The sequence below is a fragment of the Pseudomonas sp. NyZ480 genome (assembly GCF_029537255.1).
Classification (GTDB): domain Bacteria; phylum Pseudomonadota; class Gammaproteobacteria; order Pseudomonadales; family Pseudomonadaceae; genus Aquipseudomonas; species Aquipseudomonas taiwanensis.
The window spans coordinates 2,085,444-2,102,470 of the sequence record NZ_CP120626.1 but is presented as its reverse complement, the minus strand read 5'-3'; the positions used below and the strand labels follow the sequence as shown (position 1 = coordinate 2,102,470).

Sequence of the window (17,027 nt, the reverse complement as noted above, 5' to 3'; positions counted from 1 at the left end):
GTTGTCTGTTCTGGCCTCATCGTCGGCAAGCCGGCGATGAGGCCACGATCCAGCTAGAAAACCCCGTGCGCCTGCACGACGACGCCCAGAAACTCACACCCCTCCTCGCAAAGGAGCGCCGGATAACTGTTGTTGAGCGCTTTCAGATAGCGTTGCCCGCCCTCCTCGGCCAGCTCCCGCAGAATCGCCGACTTGCCAGGCAACCGTGCAACCACCAGTTTTCCCGGCACAGCCTCAAGCCCTGGGTCAACCAGCACACGCATGCCTTGAGGCACGCTGCGGCCCGTGTTCGTACTCATGGCATCGTTTTCGACCGGCAGCCAGAACGCCTTGCCCTGTGCCAGATAGTCGGTCTGCTCGAACACCGTGGATGATTCGGCCGTGCTTGAGCCGACCTGCTCCCAGCCCAGCACCGGGTAGCGAAAACACACGATGTACTGCATCAGGTCCTGGTCGTCATCGACCTCATCCAAGGTATAGCTACCTGGGTCTTCGCCCACCCGCCCCAGCACCCGCAACTGCATGCTGACGTGATAGTGAGGCATGCCCAGTTCGACGAACACACGGTTCATCGAGTCGACCCTGGGTTGGCGCCGCTTGCATAGCCAATGACCCACGCTACCTTGGGAGACGCCAACGCGTTCGGCCAGTTGCTCCTGGGAGATATCGAGCTCCTCCATCCGCTCACGGACGAGGGCAATCCATTTATCCATATTCATCGCTGGCACGATACGGACTGCCTTCGAGCGCTCAATAAACATTTAGTATTATTTATCAGAAAGCACGAGAATACCCCAAGTATTAAACTCGGGTTGAACCTTTTCCCCATTGGCATTCACAGGTATCAGGATGAAACCCTCGAAAAAAGACGAAACAGATCTCGACAGCGAAGCCGCTCGCCGTGCCCTCGACTATTACCTGAACCCCAACCCAACGCGCCCCACTGCCCAGAACAAGATCTGGACCTTGCACGAAGGCGTTACCGGCGAACAGGCGCAGGAACACGCCATCGCACTGCTACGCTGCGCAGCGGCCACGGCACAGGAAACGGCCCAGCACCAGCAAGGCACCCAGCGGGAGTTGACGTTCGCGTTGATGCACATGATGGACATGGCCAGGGCGCTGCTCGAACACAAACGCTCGGTGCAGACGGGCCTTTAGCACGGATTAGGAAGGGAGAAACGTGATAGCCGCGTCACGGCAAAGGCCCCGGTTGCCGGGACTAGGAGCGCACCGGTAATACTTTTTTACCGGATAACTGAAAATTCATTTGACTCGCAAATGATAACGATTATTATTGCACTCAGCTGATCGCGAGATCCGCTGGATAACCTGGAGCTTAGGTCGCTCTCAGATTATCTCCTCATCAGGCTAATCACGGTTTTTGACCCGGCTTTTTGCCGGGTCTTTTTTTTGGCTCTTCAGGCTAATGAAGATCGTTGAATGGCGGCGATGATAGCAAAAATGTTTCAGAGCGTGAACGCTCATTACAAAACTTTGCGGAATCAGCACTTGAGAATCAATCTCGTTTCGCTTACTCTGAATCCGCATCACGGAAGATGCCCCCTTCCCACTTGAGCACGGAGCTGTCCATGAGCCGTTCGCTGCTGCCCGTTGAACACAGCCCCCATGCCGTCGCAGGGCCCACTGACGATGCCCTTCTGCATGGCCTCAAGCGGCTTCCACGCCGCGTGCAGCAAGTCTTCCTGCTCAATCGTCTGGACCAGCTCGATTTCCCCTGCATCGCTACCCGCCTTGGCCTGCCGCTGTCCAGCGTCGAGCGGCACATGATCCAGGCGCTGCAATGCGCACGTCCCCGTGGCGATGCCTTGGCACGCCTAGCCGGCCACTGGTACGTGCGCCTGCAGAATCCTCAGGCGAGCGCTTGCGAGCGCATCGACTTCCGCCGCTGGCTCGATGCCGACCCTGCGCATCTGCAAGCTTTCCACGAGACCGAACTGTGCTGGCGAAGTCTGTTGGCACCGGCTCGTGCGCTGGGGCACGACGGGTGGTACCGACAAGGCCGGGCGGCGTTATCGCTGGGTGGCTGTTCGATTGCTGTCGGCCTCGGCATTGCTGCGTTGCTGCTCTTGGGCCTTAGCGCCTGAGCCGCGCATCACGAGCAAGGCCAGCGCCTGCAAGCGCGCGATCATTGCGCCGTGCAGCAAGGCGGTCGCGCGCAAATCGTGCGGGCATGGCTGGCCCGAAACAGAGGTAGGAGCCTTGCTCGCGATGCGCCGCGCGGGCGGCGCTCGATTGACGCCCCTCAAGATCAAGTAAAGATCGCCACAGCCCGAACAAAGCCCGCAGAAGCCCGACGAATCTTGTACGGGAAACAACTGACCAGAAAACCGAACGGCGGCAGCTTTTCAAGATTGGCCAACTTCTCCATCTGCCCATACCCGATGTCGCGCCCAGCCTTGTGCCCCTCCCAGATAATCGAGGCATCGCCCGAAGCGATGAAACGTTCGCGGGTGTACTTGAACGGAGCGTCCCAGCTCCAGGCATCGGTACCGACCACCCTCACCCCCCGCTCCAACAGATAGAGCGTCGCCTCACGGCCCATTCCGACCCCAGCCTCCAGGTAACCGGGCTGGCCGAACAGGCTACCGGCGCGGGTGTTCACCAAGACGATATCCAGCGGCTGCAGTTCATGGCCGATGCGCGCCAACTCTGCCTCGACCTCGGCCGCGCTGACCACGTGACCATCGGGCAAGTGGCGCATGTCCAGTTTCACACCCGGCTGCAGGCACCACTCCAACGGCAGTTCGTCAATGCCGAAGGCCGGCTTGCCACCATCGGTGGTTGACGCGTAATGCCAGGGCGCATCCATGTGCGTCCCGCTATGGGTGGTGATCTGCAGGCGTTCGGCTGCCCAGGATTCGTCGCCCGGCAGGTCTTCCTTGCGTAGTCCGGGAAACATCGCGGCCATCTCCGGCCAGCCCTGCTGGTGGTCCATGTAGTCGATCTTCGGCAGCAGGGGCGGTGGATCGGTGTACGGGTTGTTGTCCAGGGTGACAGACAGGTCCAGCAAACGACGTGCACTGATGCTCATGCAGGGATTCCTTTTCGATGGGTGGCGCGGTTACTGCGGCGCAGCGGGAGGTCGAGGGCATTGCGCAGCAGCGCGGCCACCGACCCGTCGTGGCAGAAACCAAGCTCGCGGGCCTGGGGCGTTCGCAGCGGTGGATAGCTGCCGAACTGCGCTTGCAGTTGGGGGTCCGGGGCGAAGCTGATGCGTGCGCCGTTGGCCTCGCCAAAGCTGGTCGCCAGCCCGGCCAGCACCTGGGCGATGGATAGATGCAACACAGGCAACTGCCAGATGCGCTGGTTGCCGGGTTCTTCCAGTTCGGCAGCACGCAGCAGGTTGTCCACGCAGCAATTGGCCGACATCCACCAGGCACGTGCATCAGGCGAGACCGGGCAGGTGTAGGCGTCACCCGCCGCATAGGCATGTAGAAGGTCGCTCATGAACGCCGAACGCAAACCGTTCGGCTCACGCGGCCTGGCGACGATGCCGGGCAGGCGCAAGGCACGGCCGTCCACCTCGCCACGGCGGGACAGGTCTTGCAAGGCGATTTCGACCATGCGCTTGTGCGCCGCATAGGAAAGCTGCGGGGACGCCGGTTGGCCTTCGTCCATGCGCAGCGGCAGCTCGCCGCCGTATACCGCTACGCTGCTGGCGTACACCAGCACCGGAGGACGACAGCGATTGCGCAGTTGGTTGAGCAGTTCCAGGCTGGCTTGCAGATTCACCTGATAACCCAGCTCGTACTGCGCCTCGGCCGCGCCTCCCGGCACACTGACCAGATGGAACACCACGTCGACACCATCTGCCAGTATCCGGCGCAACAAGGCCGCGTCAGTGATGTTGCCGGTGTGGCAACGCAGGCGCGTGTCCTCGGGCAAGCCATCCAGCACCTGGTCCAGCAGCAGCAATGCCTCGATGCGCTGCCCACGCAACTGCCCCCTGTCCAACAAGCGCCGCACCAGTTGTCGACCGACGAATCCATTGGCGCCGGTGATCATCACGCGCATGGCCCGCCTCCCTGCACCACGCGCTGGTCGATGGCACCGAACAGCACTTCGCCAGAGAGGCCGCGGGCTTCCATGCGCACGCGATCGCCAAAACGCATGAAGGCCGTGCGCGGCGCCCCAGTGGCAATGGTTTCGATGGCGCGGCGCTCGGCGATGCACGCCGAGCCCACACTGCGATCGGCATTGGACACGGTGCCGGAGCCAATCAGCGTGCCGGCACTCAAACGCCGTGTCAGCGCCGCATGGGCGATCAGCTGGTGAAAGCCAAAATGCATGGTGCCCCCATGAGGGTGGCCAAACCACTGGCCATTCCACTCCACCTGCAGCGGCAGGTGCACGCGACCCTCGCGCCACGCATCGCCAAGTTCGTCCGGCGTCACCGCTACCGGTGCGAAGGTGCTGGCAGGCTTGGCCTGCAGAAAGCCAAAACCAGTCTTCATTTCCCTCGGGGCCAGGGCTCGCAGGCTGACGTCATTGAGTTGCAGCACCAGGCGCACATGCTGCAACGCCTGATCAGCCAGGCAGCCCATGGGGACGTCATCGAGCAACACGGCAAACTCGCCTTCGAAGTCGATGCCGTGGGCTTCGCTGGGCAAAGGTATGTCCGCGCACGGGCCGAGGAAGTCGTCACTGGCGCCCTGGTAGATCAGCGGCGTGTGCTCTACGCCCTCAATGGGGTCCAGGTTGAAGGCCTTCTGCATCAGCTCGCCATGGCTGAGAAAGCAAGAGCCGTCCAACCATTGGCTGGCACGCGGCAGGGGGGCGGCCAGTCGGGTCAGGTCAAGATCGAAGCGCCCCCTGGCCGTGTTGTCGTTGAGCTGCTGATAGCGCTGCTGCAATCGGGCTTCGACCTGGGGCCAGTTCTCCAGGGCAACCTGCAAGTTGGCGGCGATGTCGCTGGCATCGACCGCTTGCCCGAGGTCACGGGCCACTACCAGCAAGCGGCCATCGCGGCTGCCGTCATCGAGTGTGGCAAGCTTCATGGCAACAGCTCCTTGAGGTCGTCGGCATAACGGCCATCGAGCAGGATGAAGACCATCCGTGCCATCTGCTCGGTGCGGTTGCTCCAGGCGTGGTTGGTGCCACGCTGGACCACGATGTCACCGCGCTTGAGGTGGACCTCGCCATCGTCCAGCACCAACCAGACCTCGCCCTCGGTGACGATGCCGTAGTCCAGGGTCTGTGTACGGTGCATCAGCTTGTGTTTCGAATCGGCCTTGCCCGTGCCGGCACCAACCTGGCCGATCTCGGCGAACACAGCCGCCGCCGCTTCAGCGCTGACCCGGTTCTGTACGCTGTCCGGCGGAATGTCCACCACCCGGATCACGCTGCCCAGCCTGCCAGGGCTCAGCTGCAGTGGCTGCGCGGTCGGGTCATCGCCGTTGTCCAGTAGTGCGGGGCTGCCGACACTGTTCCAGACCTCATAGAACAGGGTGCCGGGGACCGCCATGAGCGGGAAGTTATTTGGCGTCGGGCCGCAACTGGCGATGACCGCCTGGCCCTTGGCATCGTGGCCGGTAACGACACGTTTGAATGCAGGAAGCGATTGCATGTTGTCTCCTTTCAATTGCCGTCGCCGATGGTCGTGCCACCGTCGACAATAAGATTCTGTCCCGTGATGAACGCGCCCCCCGGCGCAGCCAGCAGCAAGGCAAGGGCTGCCAATTCTTCCGGGCGGCCGACCCGCCGCAAGGGGGTGAGCGCCAGGCGCCGCTCCAGTACCTGGGGGTTGTCGGTCAGAGGGCGGGCGAACGCGGTGTGGATGACGCCAGGGCTGATGGCATTGACGCGAATGTTCGCCGGCCCCCACTCCACCGCCAGGTTGCGCGCCAGCTGTGCGAGGCCAGCCTTGGACAGCCCATACAGGCCCAGCCCCTTGTTGCCGCGCACACCGGCGATACTGGCCATGAACACCACGCTGCCGCCGCCGCCCTCGGCCATGGCCGGTAACAGCGCGTTGGTCAGCCACAGCGCGCTGCGCAGGTTGACGGTGAAGGTCAGTTCCCAGTCGGCATCGCTAGCCGCGGCCAATGGCCCCATGTGCGGGGCGACACCGGCATTGCACACCAACGCATCGAGACGCCCGAAGTGATCCAGGCAGCGCCTGGCCAGGCCCTGTACGGCCTCGGCGTCACGCAGATCGGCGACCAGCGCGATGGCCTCGATGCCTTCCAGCGCCAGTTGCGCCACGGCGTGCTCGCAGCCCTCGGCACTCTCGCTGCTGATGGCGACACGCGCACCGGCACGCCCATACTCGCGGGCAATGGCCAGGCCGATGCCGCGGGTAGCGCCAGTGATGAGTGCAGTCTTTCCCGCCAGTGAAAACAGTTCGCTCATCGTGCACCTACCACTGCATCAGGACGTGTGCGGCGCATCATCACCAGGCACACTGGCGCCAATAGCAGTTGCCCGATGGCGATCAGCAACAGCGCGTGGGGCAATTGCGCAACCACACCCGCCGTCAGCGCCAGCACCAGCAGCGGGCTGAGGAACTCGCCGGCGAAGATCGCCGCGGTGAATCCGCCAGTGGCGCGGCCACGCTGCTCGAAGCCGACCTGCTGCATTACTCGGGTGATCAGCGTCGGTAATAGCAGGCCTACACCCAAACCATTGATGAGCACCGCCACGACCACCGGTGCATGACTGCTGGCCAACGCCATCAGGCCACCACCGACCCCGGCGGTGGCAAAACCCAATGCCAGCAGGCGGCAAGGAGCCAGGCGCGCCAGCAGCCGGAAAGCCAGTGCGCCGGCCAACACGCCCAGTTGGTTGGCACCCATGGTCAAGCCGACGTGTTGCGGCGCATCGACATGCAGCAGTTGCAGCACGTAACCGGCCTGTACCGGGACGATGAACAGGCTGACGCCAGCCAGCCCGGTGAGCAGGTACAAAGGCGCCAAGGCTGCCCAGGGGAAACGCGATTGCGCCTTCTGCTCGCATGCGCTGCGACAGGTGCCGGGCTCCCACAGCGCGACGGCCATCAGCGGCAGGCACAGTACACCCACGGCGTAAAGCGCGAAGGGGGAACGCCAGTCGCTTTCGCCCAACGCACCGCCCATGCCCATGAACAACGCCGCCGACAACGACGTCACCACCATCTGCAGGGCGAACAGCCGGGCTCGGCGCTGGCCGTCGAAGTAATCACCCATCAACGTCGTGCAGCAGGTCATGATCCCCGCTTCGGCCACGCCGATACCGGCGCGGCTGACGACGATCAGGGCCAATGAATCCAGCCATAGCGGCAACAGTCCGCACAGGCTGTACAGCAGCATGCTCGCCAGCAACAGTGGTCGACGCCCGACACGGTCGGCGAGCACCCCGGCCAGCGGCGCCAGCAAGGCAATCACCAGCGCCGGCAGCGTCAACGCCACGGGCACCAGCACGGCGACTCCCGGAGTCTGGGCAAAATGCTCATGCATGCGCGGCAGGACCGGCGCTATGAGCACAGCACCCAGCACCGGCAGGCAACTGCCGAACAGCAGCAGCGCGCCCTGGATGCGTCCGGCGATACGTTCAGCGGCCATGGCTCATCTCCTCCAGTGGACGAAAGCCTGCGCTGGGTTCCAGCGCCCCTGCCCCTTCCTCGCGCTGCGTGGGCTGGGATTCATGGGCCGATGCTTTGGGGTGCTGTTCGGCACTGACCTGGCGGTGGGGCAAGAGGAAGTAAGCCAGTGCGGGCAAAAGGATCAGCGCGCCGACCATGTTCCAGACGAACATGAAGGCCAGCAGCACGCCCATGTCAGCCTGGAACTTGATCGGCGAGAAGATCCAGGTACCGACGCCGATGGCCAGGGTGAATCCGGTAAGCATCACCACCTTTCCAGTGAACAGCAGTGCGCGGTAATAGGCCTGGGACAGGCTCGCCCCTTCACGCAGCTGGCCCAGCACGATGCTCATCACGTACAGCGCGTAGTCCACGCCGATGCCGACACCCAGCGCGATCACCGGCAGGGTCGCGACCTTCACGCCTATACCGAGCGCGACCATCAGCGCTTCGCAGAGGATCGAGGTCAGCACCAGTGGCAATACCGCGCAGAGTACCGCTCGCCACGAGCGGAAGGTCGCCAGGCAGAGCAGGATCACAGCGCCGTACACCCACCACAGCATGTCGCGATTGGCCTGTTTCACCACCTGGTTGGTGGCAGCCTCGATACCCGCACTGCCAGCAGCCATCAGGAAGCTCGCCTGCTCGCTGTCGTTGGCCTGGGCGAAGCCCTGGACGCTGTCCACCACCTGCGCCAAGGTGTCGGCCTTGTGGTCGGTGAGGTAGGCGTAGAGCGTCAGCAGGCTGCAGTCGTCGTTGTATAACCCGCGCGGGGCATTGGCGGTGACCATGTTCAGGGTCGCCTGGTTGTTGACCAGGTCGTACCACTTCGGACTGCCCTCGGAAAGGCCGACCAGCACCCGGCGATTGAGCAGTGCCAGCGAGTTGGTCGAATCCACCCCCTGCAGGCCTCGCAGTTGCCAGTCCAGGTCATCCACCCGCTTGAGAGTGTCATAGGCCGAACAACCGCCGGGAGCGGTGCGCACCATCACGGCGAACACATCGCTGCTGGCGCCGTAATGCTGGGTGACGAAGGCATTGTCGCGGTTGTAGCGCGAATCGGCGCGCAACTCAGGCGCCCCCGCGTCGAGGTCGCCAACCTTCAGGTGCAGGCTGACGGCATACCCACCAGCGGCCATCAACGCCGCCACGGCGATGCAGGCACCAGCCCAGCGACGCTGGGTGAACAGGTCAAGAAAACGCCACAACGCCTGCTTGCGCGCCCCACTCGCCTGCGCTTCTTCGGCGCGCAGGCTACGCCGCGCGGCTCGGGCACTGACTCCCACGTACGAGAGCAATACCGGCAGCAGAATCAGGTTGGTGAAGATCAGCACCGCCACGCCCAGGCTGGCGATCACCGCAAGGTCCTGGATCACCTGGATCTGGATGATCATCAGCACAGCGAAACCCACCGCATCGCACAACAGCGCGGTCAACCCAGCCAGGAACAGGCGGCGGAAGGTAAAGCGCGCCGCCACCAGGCGATGCATGCCGCGTCCGATGTCCTGCATGATGCCGTTCATCTTCTGCGCGCCGTGGCTCATGCCGATGGCGAACACCAGGAACGGTACCAGCACCGAGTAAGGGTCGAGCGCGTAGCCCAGCAGCGGCAGCAGGCCGAGCTGCCAGATCACTGCCACCAACGAGCACACCACCACCAGTGCCGTGCTACGCACACAGCGGGTATACCCGTAGAGCACCACGGCGGTAATGGCGATTGCCACGGCGAAGAACAGCAGGATCTGCCGCAGGCCGTCGATCAGGTCGCCCACCACTTTGGCAAACCCGGTGATGTGGATCTGCACGCCCTGTGCCTGGAAGCGCTCGCGGAGGGTCTCAAGCTCGTGGGCGAACGCTGTGTAGTCCAGCGACTGACCGTCTGGGGTCTTCTCCAGAAGCGGCACGTAGATGATGCTCGATCGCTGGTCGAAGGCCACCAACTGGCCGATCTCGTTGGAGCGCTCGACGTTGCGCTTGAGCGCCTCCAGGCTCGCGGCGGCGCCATCGTAGCCATCGGGAATCACCGGACCGCCCTCCAGACCTTCCTCAGTCACTCCGGTCCAGCGGGTGGAAGGGGTCCACAGGGATTTCATCGCGGCGCGGTCGACGCCCGGCAGCAGGTATACCGCGTCGTTGAGCTGCTGCAGGTTGTCCAGGTAATGCTTGTCGTAGATGCTGCCGTGCGGGTTGGCCACGGCGATGCGAACGGCGTTGCCCAGCCCGGCCAGTTCCTGGCGGTGCTCCAGGTAGTTGTGAATGAATGGGTGATCCTGCGGGATCATTTTCTCGAAACTGGCGTTGAGGGTCAGGCGCGAGGCCTGCCAGCCGAGCAGCAGGGTTGCCGCCAGGCACAACAGCAGCACCCAGGCGCGATGGTTGAACAGCGCGCGCTCTAGCAGCGAGCCGGACGTGCTGTCGAAGTCATCGAGACGGCCGCTGGACGGCGCAGGTGAATTCATCGCGTGCATGGTTCAGTCCGCCGTGGTGGAAACGTTGGAAGCCGCCAGACGGCGGGTACCCGCCATTCCGACGGCGACGATGGCACCGTCTGCCGCGAGGGTGGCGGCGGTCAGCGGCAAGCCGTCGGAGACCGGCACAGGCTGCGCGGCGAAGGTGTCGATGCCGCTGCGCAGGAGCATGCCAGCCTGGTTGGCGAGCAAGAGCTGGTCACCGACGACGCGTATGCTGTTGAGCGAGGCGGGAATCGGGTTGGCCAGCGCCACGAAACTGTCTGCGCCGTCATCGGAGGCGAACAACGAGCCGCGCAATCCTCCGACCAGCAGTCGCCCGCTTGGCAGAATGGCGGCCGCGAAGTAGCTGCCATCGTAAGGGCCTTGCAGCGGTTCGAAGTGGGAACCGCTGTCGCGCGAACGCAACAGCAGGCCCTGCTCACCGGCGATGTACAGGTCGCTGCCCTGGCGCGCCAGGGCATACAGGTGCAAGCCACGTCGATTCGGCAAACGCCCCATGGCGGACTGCCAGGTCCGCCCACCATCGACAGTGCTCATGGCCAACCCGTAGGCTCCCACAGCAAGGCCGTGGCGTGCATCGGCGAAGCTCAGCGCCAGCAGCGGCTTGTCGGCGCCATCGGCGAGCAGCCGTTGCGCGGCGGCCACGCGCTGCTCGTCCGCGGATGCTTGGGCCGCTTGCAACTCCAGCGTCGCGGCGCGCTTGCCGTCAAGCTGCAAGGTCCAGTGCTCACCGCCGTCGGCGCTGTGCAACACCACCCCAGCGTGACCGACCACCCAACCGTGACGTTCATCGATGAACTGCACGGCGGTGAGGCTGACACTCACCGGTACGCTCATGGCCTGACGCCAGGTGGCGCCGTTGTCATCGCTGAGCAACACCACACCACGCTCGCCCACCGCCACCAGGCGCATACCAACCCGCGCCACGTCCTGCAGCACCGCACGCAGGGCTTGTGGCCCATGCACCGCGGGCTGCGAGAGTACATCCACGCCACTTCCGGCGAACGCCGGAGGCAGCCAGCAACAGGCGGCCAGCAGCCAGCTGTAGAGCATCTTGTTCATCGCACGCAACCTTTTGTTCTTGTAGTGGGTACAGCCCAGGCGCAGAGCCTGTTCAGCGAACGCCCTCACCGGCCATGGCGTCGGCGGTGAACACCGAGTCCTTGTAGGGCGGCACGATGCGGTACTGCTCGCTCTTGCCGGCGAACAGGTCACCTGCGAACCAGGCACCGGAGAGCAGGTCGTAGAAGCCATTGGTGAGCGTCACCACGCCAGGCAGGTCGGGTAGCACCACGGGTGACGTCCAGACCACCTTGGCCAACTGGTTTCGGGCGTCATAGCGCTCGCCCAGTACCGCGGCCCAGGTGTCTTCGTCGAGGTAGTAGGTACTGCGCGGCATCACGTGACGCTGGCCGTTCTTGAGGGTCGCCTGCACTTCCCACACGCGGTGCAGTTCCCAGCGGATGGCATCTGGGGCCAGGTGATGCGGGTCGAGCAGCGCTTCGGCGCTGGCAGCGGTAAAGACCTTATTGGCGTTGTAGGGGATGTACATTTCCTTCTTGCCCACCAGCTTCCAGTCGAAGCGGTCGAGGCGCCCGTTGAACACGTACAGCTCATCGAAACTCATCACACCGGCGGTGGCCGGGGTTGGCGTGTCGCAGCAGGCGTTGGGCAGGCGACGCACGCGGCGCTGGCCCGGCAGGTAGGTCCAGACAGCCGCTTTGTCGGCGTTAAGGTTCTCCAAGCCGGTGATGGCCTCACCGGCGCGCAGGGGTGGGCCATCGTTGGTCATGCGGATCGACCAGAACACGCCCTTGTCGCCACTGCCGCCCGGCAGGTACCAGGGCATCTGCAGGTCGGCGCGCGAGTCGTTGGTCAGCACATGCTTGCCGTCGGCGGTGGTCAGGTACTGCTTGAAGCTGGCATGCCACGACGCACCACGCCAACGCAGCAGGTGATTCCACATGGCTTGCACACCGTCGGCGGGGATCGGGAACGGAATACCTCCGGCCGCCCCTGTCGGCATCGGTCCGGCAGGGCCGTCCACAAGCGTGCCGCTGGTGGCATTGGCGAAGGTGGCGTCGTACACCGATTGTGGTGCGGCAGCGCTACGGTGGGTCGGGTAGACGTCCAGCCGGTAGCTGTCCGGGTACTTCTTGAGCATCGCCTGGATGCCTGGGGTCAGCTTGTCGGCATATTGCGCCATGTTCTGTGCAGTGATGGTCAATAGCGGTTTTTCACGGGCGAATGGATCGCCGCGCTTGCCGCCTTCCTTGTAGCCGGGGTCGGCCTGGGTATAACCGCCGGTCCAGGCCGGGATGCTGCCGTCGGCGTTACCGGCGCGCTCGCCGCCCAGCGGCGTCAAGGTGGTCTTGAGCGTGGCGGCCTGCTCGGCGGATACCGCGGCACAAGCGCCATGGGCGAACAGCAGCGAGACACTCAGGGCAGTGAACAGGGAAACGACTTTCTTGTTGTGTTTCATCGTGAAGTCCTCGGTCAGAAGGTGCGGCTGACGGTGAAGGCGATGAAGTCGCGGTCTTTGAGCGACTGTTCGAAGGTGTAATGGTTGTCGGCATCGAGGAAGGTGTTTTCCGGGCCGTAGTAGTGCGTGTAGGTCAGACCCAGGTTCCAGGTATTGAGGTAGTTGCCCTTCAGGCCGATGTTCAGGTCGCCGCCGTGGTCAGCGCCAAAACCGGTGCCCAGCGCCATGGATGCACCGTTGGTGTAGCTCGCTCCGATCGGCACCGAGAGGTCGAGGCCGGGGAAGATCTGCCGGTACATCGGCTCGAATACCAGGCGCAGGCTGGTGGCATCGCGGTCGGCATTGGGGTCGACGGCATCGGCGTTCTTGCTCACGCTCATCACCCGGTTCCAGGCGATTTCGCCAAGGAAACTGGACTCGGCAGCGATGAAGTTCGGCTCCAGGCTGGCCAGCCACGAGAAGTTGGCGTGCAGAGTGCGACCGGTGGCGTAGACCGGGTTGTCGTCGTTGTCGATGACCTCCCCCGCCGCCAATGCATGCTGGTTGGTGGAAGCCAACGGCTGGTTCCAGCGCGTAGACAACTCACCTGCGAGGTTGAAGTTGCCCAGCGTGGTGGAGAAGCTGGCGCCAAGCGCCTCGATGCCTTCTGGATACACCCAGTAGAACTCGCCCGCCTTGCCGCTGACCGGGTCGAGGTTGGCGAAGTTCGGACGCACGTTCAGTTGCGGCGACTTGTCATGGAAGCGAATGGCGTAGACGCCCCAATCGACGGTCTCGGTCCGCCAGCGCAGCTGCACCCCGCCCTGCCCCGAATCCTTGGCTTCCTTGTCGTTGCCACGGAAGAATGCCAGCGGCTGGCCGCCGGGAAACACCGGCGCCCCGACGAACATGCGTTCACCGCCATCACCGAAGAAGTCGTCGGTGGAGAAGTAGCTGCCAGCCGCAGGCAGACGGTTGGCTTCCCACTCGAACTGGTAGTAAGCCCCAACGGATACATCCGGTGTCAGTTGCAACTGGCCGGAGATCTGCTGCACGGGTCGAATCAGCTCCTTGAACTGGGTGTTGGGCACCGACAGTCCCTTGACTACGTCCACCGGCGCCATGCCACCGGCAATGCCGTTCATCCCATAGAACAGGCTCTCGCCCCATTGCATGGCGTATTGGCCAAGGCGCCCGGATACCGGCATGTCGCCGATCTCGGTCTTGCCGAAGATGAAGGCGTCAAGCAACTCGCCCTTGCGTCCATGCAACGTGCGGGTGTCGTCGGTGAAGGCGTCGTAGTCGACCGAATAGCTGTTGGCGCGGTTGGGGTCGTTGTTGTCGGTGCCTTGGTTGTAGACATCGTCGTACCAGGCCGCGCCGCTGACCCGTGCACCGACGTTGTCGTAGGTGATGTCCAGCTCCGACAGCAGATCGAGGCGGTTGGAGATCAGGCCTTTGTCGAAGTTGCGGTCGCCGTCATCCAGGTTCAGCGCAGTCTGGCCCTCGGTGAGTTTGCCGCTGGCATCCTGGGTGCGCCAGGCGGCGCTGTATTTGAGCGTGTTGTCCCAGCGCACCCGCAGATCGGGGTTACCGGTCTCGAACTCGAAGGCCTGGGCCTGGCTGGTGGCCAGCGCCAGAAGCGCCAGGCCGATGGGTTTCAGCGCCGGCAGGGGCCGTGGGGTCGCACCTTTGCGAGTCAACATCGGGGTTTCCTCTTTATTGTTCTTGTCGGTCGGTGTTGGCGGAGAATCCGGTGCGCCAGCACGGGGGCGCACCGATTGCAAGGCGTCAGATCGGTCGTGCGGTGACATCCAGCATGTGCTTGACCAGGCCGATGCGGTCGAAGGAGGCGTCACCCTGGATCTCTTTCTCGCCGGCCAGCAGGGACTTCTCGCTGATGAACTTGCAGCGCTCGAAACGTCGGCCCATGAAGCGCTGCAACTGGGCGTCGAGACTGCTGCCTGCGGTGAGCTCCTCAGCCAGCACCACGGCATCCTCGATGGCCATTCCCGCACCCTGCCCCAGATGCGGCGTGGTGGCATGGGCGGCGTCGCCGATCAGCAACACGCGACCGCGATACCAGGGCTGGTCGACGAACACGGCTTCCAGCGGCTTGTACACGACCTCGCGACTGTCGCCGATTTGCTCGCGCAGTTCACCGATCAGCCCGCCGAATCCGACCAGGCGCTGGCGCAGGCCATCGGCCAGGGTGGCCGGCTCCATCCAGGGGTTGCCCGGCTCATGGGAGGTGGTGAACAGGTACATCAGGTCATCGGCCAGGGGCACCAGGCCGGCATTGCCTGACGGCCCCTGGTAGTTGGCCAGGTGGTCGATACCGGCAGCCCGCGGGAAGTTGTAACGCCACACCGACTGCCCGGTAAAACGTGGTTGGTACTGGTCACCGAACAACAGCCCGCGAATCTTCGAGTACAGCCCGTCGGCACCCACAACCAGCCCATAACGCCCCTGGCTACCATCGGTGAACAGCACGTCCACCCCTCCGCGATCCTGTTCGAAACTCTCCACCGAGGTACCCAGGCGCACCTCGGTGCCGAGTTCGATGGCGGTTTCGCTCAAGACCTTGTGCAGAGCGCGGCGGGAGATGCCGACATTGGCCGGGTACTGGGGGCCGGCCAGTCGCTGCCCGGGAATGCGCGCCAGCTGTTGGCCCTGGGCGGTATAGATGGCCACGTCTTCGAACGCGTAGGCGGCATCGAGATAGGCCTCGAGCAGGCCCAGGCGATGCATCTCACGCACGACATTACTTTGCTGAATGATGCCGACGCCATAGACGGTCCACTCGGTCTTGAGCTCGACCAGGTCGACCGCAATGCCCTTGCGACGCAGGGCAATGGCGGCGCACAACCCGCCGATCCCGCCGCCGACGACCAGCACTTTGTTCACAGTATTCATGGCATGTCTCACGTCTTGTTCTTGTTGTCCGCCCCGTCATGGGTGGCGGTCGTTTCCTGTGCCTGGGCACAGCTTCACGGCAGCGCCAGGCTTTGACCAATCGAGTCCTGGGATGCGACCTATCGCGCAGCGCGATAGATCAGTGGCCCAACTGCTCCAGCGGCACTAGCAGCCATCCGCCCGCCTCGTGGTGTTGCAGCACGTGCAAGGCCTCGCCGCGGCAAGGGCCGTGGACACAGGTACCGTCGTCGGGCCTGAAGCGCGCACCGTGCGCGTAACACACCACCCACTGGCCATCGGCACTGAGGAAACGGTCCTTGCGGTACTCCAGAGGTCCCCGCAGGTGCGGACACAGGTTGCGATACACCCGGACCTGCCCCCGGTAGCGAAGGGCGAACAGCGTGTCTTCGCCCTTGCCCTTGGGGTCGAAACCGCGGGCCTGGCCTTCAACCAGCTCTTCGAGCCGACACAGCGCCATACGGCCCATGGCTCAGGCCTTTTTCGGGGGTGGGCCGCCGGGGGCCCATTTCTCCCGCGAGGTGAACAGGAACAACTGCGAGTTGTCCGCGGACATCGGCGCCTGGCGCGCCGCCCAGGCGTCGTCATGCTTGTCCATATCGGCGTCGTATTCGATGTGGCACCCCAACGGGCTGTTGAAATACCAGAACCAGTTGGAGCCGAGCAGGTGCCGGCCTGGGCCCCAGAAACTGGTCCAACCGTTCTGCTGGAAGCGCGTGCCGGCCAGCAACACTTCGGTGCCGCTGCCCATGTGGAAGGTAAAGTGCTCGCAGCCTTGCATGTGCGGCGGTGTCTGGATCATGAACAGGCAATGGTGATCATCCATGCCCGCGCTACGCATGAACGGGCCGACGCCGGTGAAGCTATCGGTGGTGACGAAGCCCAGGCGGTCGCGGTAAAACGCTTCGCCCTTGGCCGCATCTGGGACGAAGTACACCACGTGGGACAGCGTGCGCGGCAGCGCAGGCATGTCCGGGGTGATGCCGAGCTGGTTGAGCGGACGCTGCGGGGTGCTGCCCGGGGCGTTGGTCAGGTCCGCTGGCGCCTCGAAGGTACGCCGGCAGGTCACCTGGAAAGCGATGGCGAACCCCAGGTCATCGAAGGTATGCAGCGCGCCGCTGGCGTCGCGGCGCACTTCCCGGTCGCGGCCCAGTTCGTCGGCGATCGCTTCGAGGTCGGCCGGCTCGGCCACGCCATAGACCGTCTCGCGCAGCGATGGGGTCGGCCCCAAGGCCGGCGGCAAGCTTTCGTCATCGCCGCGACGGATGACGATCGCGGTCCCGTCCAGCGCTTCAAAACGGCCGCCGTCGGCGTCCAGGTGGACGGTGTCAAGGCCATAGTCACGCAGGCAAGCGGCACAGGCCTGGATATCGTCGACGCCGAACACCAGCGCGTCGAGACCAAGAATGTTCATGGCTACCACTCCATTGAAATTGTTATTAGGCGAGGCAGAGCTGCCGTCAGTGGGTCGTGGACGGCGCATCGGCCGCTCGACTGGAGCGCAGGTTGCGCGGCGCTGGGGTGGCATGACCAATCGCGAGTCAGGATGCGAGGCATCAGCAATCGCGATACCTGCGCG

Annotated in this window: 16 protein-coding genes; 2 read left to right on the top strand and 14 right to left on the bottom strand. The window is 64.1% G+C overall.

Annotation, left to right across the window (positions count from 1 at the left end):
- Positions 1-53 precede the first annotated feature (53 nt).
- Positions 54-761: a LexA family transcriptional regulator gene (locus P3R38_RS09720; protein ID WP_104882590.1), complete on the bottom strand. Its 708-nt coding sequence runs from the start codon at positions 759-761 to the stop codon at positions 54-56.
- 88 nt (positions 762-849) lie between these two features.
- On the opposite strand from P3R38_RS09720, the gene P3R38_RS09715 reads away from it, so the two are divergent.
- Together P3R38_RS09715 and P3R38_RS09710 are read left to right on the top strand one after the other, a co-directional pair.
- Positions 850-1,161 carry a hypothetical protein gene (locus P3R38_RS09715; RefSeq protein ID WP_023379981.1) on the top strand — a complete coding sequence of 104 codons (312 nt, stop codon included), beginning with the start codon at positions 850-852 and terminating at the stop codon, positions 1,159-1,161.
- Positions 1,162-1,592: 431 nt separating this feature from the next.
- Positions 1,593-2,108: a DUF4880 domain-containing protein gene (locus P3R38_RS09710; RefSeq protein ID WP_023379980.1), complete on the top strand. Its 516-nt coding sequence runs from the start codon at positions 1,593-1,595 to the stop codon at positions 2,106-2,108.
- Between the two features lie 164 nt (positions 2,109-2,272).
- On the opposite strand, the gene P3R38_RS09705 is transcribed toward P3R38_RS09710, so the two are convergent.
- The 13 genes from P3R38_RS09705 to P3R38_RS09645 all read right to left on the bottom strand — a co-directional run bounded on the left by P3R38_RS09705 (position 2,273) and on the right by P3R38_RS09645 (position 16,862).
- Positions 2,273-3,055: a cyclase family protein gene (locus tag P3R38_RS09705; RefSeq protein ID WP_023379979.1), complete on the bottom strand. Its 783-nt coding sequence runs from the start codon at positions 3,053-3,055 to the stop codon at positions 2,273-2,275.
- Positions 3,052-4,038, bottom strand: a complete 987-nt coding sequence (locus P3R38_RS09700; protein WP_104882591.1) for an NAD-dependent epimerase/dehydratase family protein — start codon at positions 4,036-4,038, stop codon at positions 3,052-3,054. The genes P3R38_RS09705 and P3R38_RS09700 overlap by 4 nt, the downstream gene beginning before the upstream one ends.
- Positions 4,029-5,021, bottom strand: a complete 993-nt coding sequence (locus P3R38_RS09695; protein ID WP_023379977.1) for a fumarylacetoacetate hydrolase family protein — start codon at positions 5,019-5,021, stop codon at positions 4,029-4,031. The genes P3R38_RS09700 and P3R38_RS09695 overlap by 10 nt, the downstream gene beginning before the upstream one ends.
- On the bottom strand, positions 5,018-5,590 hold the full coding sequence (locus P3R38_RS09690) for a cupin domain-containing protein (protein ID WP_023379976.1): 573 nt from the start codon (positions 5,588-5,590) through the stop codon (positions 5,018-5,020). The genes P3R38_RS09695 and P3R38_RS09690 overlap by 4 nt, the downstream gene beginning before the upstream one ends.
- Positions 5,591-5,601: 11 nt before the next feature.
- Positions 5,602-6,375, bottom strand: a complete 774-nt coding sequence (locus tag P3R38_RS09685) for a glucose 1-dehydrogenase (RefSeq protein ID WP_277687092.1) — start codon at positions 6,373-6,375, stop codon at positions 5,602-5,604.
- On the bottom strand, positions 6,372-7,562 hold the full coding sequence (locus P3R38_RS09680) for an MFS transporter (protein ID WP_023379972.1): 1,191 nt from the start codon (positions 7,560-7,562) through the stop codon (positions 6,372-6,374). Before P3R38_RS09680 ends, P3R38_RS09685 begins: the two co-directional genes overlap by 4 nt.
- Positions 7,552-10,050 carry an MMPL family transporter gene (locus P3R38_RS09675; RefSeq protein ID WP_277687091.1) on the bottom strand — a complete coding sequence of 833 codons (2,499 nt, stop codon included), beginning with the start codon at positions 10,048-10,050 and terminating at the stop codon, positions 7,552-7,554. The genes P3R38_RS09680 and P3R38_RS09675 overlap by 11 nt, the downstream gene beginning before the upstream one ends.
- 3 nt (positions 10,051-10,053) lie before the next feature.
- Positions 10,054-11,115, bottom strand: a complete 1,062-nt coding sequence (locus P3R38_RS09670; RefSeq protein WP_023379970.1) for a YCF48-related protein — start codon at positions 11,113-11,115, stop codon at positions 10,054-10,056.
- A gap of 52 nt (positions 11,116-11,167) precedes the next feature.
- Complete coding sequence (locus tag P3R38_RS09665; RefSeq protein WP_023379969.1) at positions 11,168-12,535, bottom strand: DUF1329 domain-containing protein; 1,368 nt, start codon at positions 12,533-12,535, stop codon at positions 11,168-11,170.
- Positions 12,536-12,549: 14 nt separating this feature from the next.
- Complete coding sequence (locus P3R38_RS09660; protein ID WP_023379968.1) at positions 12,550-14,220, bottom strand: DUF1302 domain-containing protein; 1,671 nt, start codon at positions 14,218-14,220, stop codon at positions 12,550-12,552.
- Positions 14,221-14,305: 85 nt separating this feature from the next.
- The gene (locus P3R38_RS09655; RefSeq protein WP_104882595.1) at positions 14,306-15,430 is read right to left on the bottom strand and encodes an FAD-dependent oxidoreductase; all 1,125 of its coding nucleotides are present in this window, start codon (positions 15,428-15,430) and stop codon (positions 14,306-14,308) included.
- Between the two features lie 139 nt (positions 15,431-15,569).
- Positions 15,570-15,917: a Rieske 2Fe-2S domain-containing protein gene (locus P3R38_RS09650; RefSeq protein WP_023379966.1), complete on the bottom strand. Its 348-nt coding sequence runs from the start codon at positions 15,915-15,917 to the stop codon at positions 15,570-15,572.
- 3 nt (positions 15,918-15,920) lie between these two features.
- Positions 15,921-16,862, bottom strand: coding sequence for a VOC family protein (locus P3R38_RS09645; protein WP_027907049.1), 942 nt, complete (start codon positions 16,860-16,862; stop codon positions 15,921-15,923).
- Positions 16,863-17,027: the final 165 nt, after the last annotated feature.

What these genes read in the sequence shown, in the direction of transcription:
- P3R38_RS09720 (WP_104882590.1), bottom strand. Translation starts at nt 761, where the DNA reads ATGTTTATTGAGCGCTCGAAGGCAGTCCGTATCGTGCCAGCGATGAAT.
- P3R38_RS09715 (WP_023379981.1), top strand. Translation starts at nt 850, where the DNA reads ATGAAACCCTCGAAAAAAGACGAAACAGATCTCGACAGCGAAGCCGCT.
- P3R38_RS09710 (WP_023379980.1), top strand. Translation starts at nt 1,593, where the DNA reads ATGAGCCGTTCGCTGCTGCCCGTTGAACACAGCCCCCATGCCGTCGCA.
- P3R38_RS09705 (WP_023379979.1), bottom strand. Translation starts at nt 3,055, where the DNA reads ATGAGCATCAGTGCACGTCGTTTGCTGGACCTGTCTGTCACCCTGGAC.
- P3R38_RS09700 (WP_104882591.1), bottom strand. Translation starts at nt 4,038, where the DNA reads ATGCGCGTGATGATCACCGGCGCCAATGGATTCGTCGGTCGACAACTG.
- P3R38_RS09695 (WP_023379977.1), bottom strand. Translation starts at nt 5,021, where the DNA reads ATGAAGCTTGCCACACTCGATGACGGCAGCCGCGATGGCCGCTTGCTG.
- P3R38_RS09690 (WP_023379976.1), bottom strand. Translation starts at nt 5,590, where the DNA reads ATGCAATCGCTTCCTGCATTCAAACGTGTCGTTACCGGCCACGATGCC.
- P3R38_RS09685 (WP_277687092.1), bottom strand. Translation starts at nt 6,375, where the DNA reads ATGAGCGAACTGTTTTCACTGGCGGGAAAGACTGCACTCATCACTGGC.
- P3R38_RS09680 (WP_023379972.1), bottom strand. Translation starts at nt 7,562, where the DNA reads ATGGCCGCTGAACGTATCGCCGGACGCATCCAGGGCGCGCTGCTGCTG.
- P3R38_RS09675 (WP_277687091.1), bottom strand. Translation starts at nt 10,050, where the DNA reads ATGCACGCGATGAATTCACCTGCGCCGTCCAGCGGCCGTCTCGATGAC.
- P3R38_RS09670 (WP_023379970.1), bottom strand. Translation starts at nt 11,115, where the DNA reads ATGAACAAGATGCTCTACAGCTGGCTGCTGGCCGCCTGTTGCTGGCTG.
- P3R38_RS09665 (WP_023379969.1), bottom strand. Translation starts at nt 12,535, where the DNA reads ATGAAACACAACAAGAAAGTCGTTTCCCTGTTCACTGCCCTGAGTGTC.
- P3R38_RS09660 (WP_023379968.1), bottom strand. Translation starts at nt 14,220, where the DNA reads ATGTTGACTCGCAAAGGTGCGACCCCACGGCCCCTGCCGGCGCTGAAA.
- P3R38_RS09655 (WP_104882595.1), bottom strand. Translation starts at nt 15,430, where the DNA reads ATGAATACTGTGAACAAAGTGCTGGTCGTCGGCGGCGGGATCGGCGGG.
- P3R38_RS09650 (WP_023379966.1), bottom strand. Translation starts at nt 15,917, where the DNA reads ATGGGCCGTATGGCGCTGTGTCGGCTCGAAGAGCTGGTTGAAGGCCAG.
- P3R38_RS09645 (WP_027907049.1), bottom strand. Translation starts at nt 16,862, where the DNA reads ATGAACATTCTTGGTCTCGACGCGCTGGTGTTCGGCGTCGACGATATC.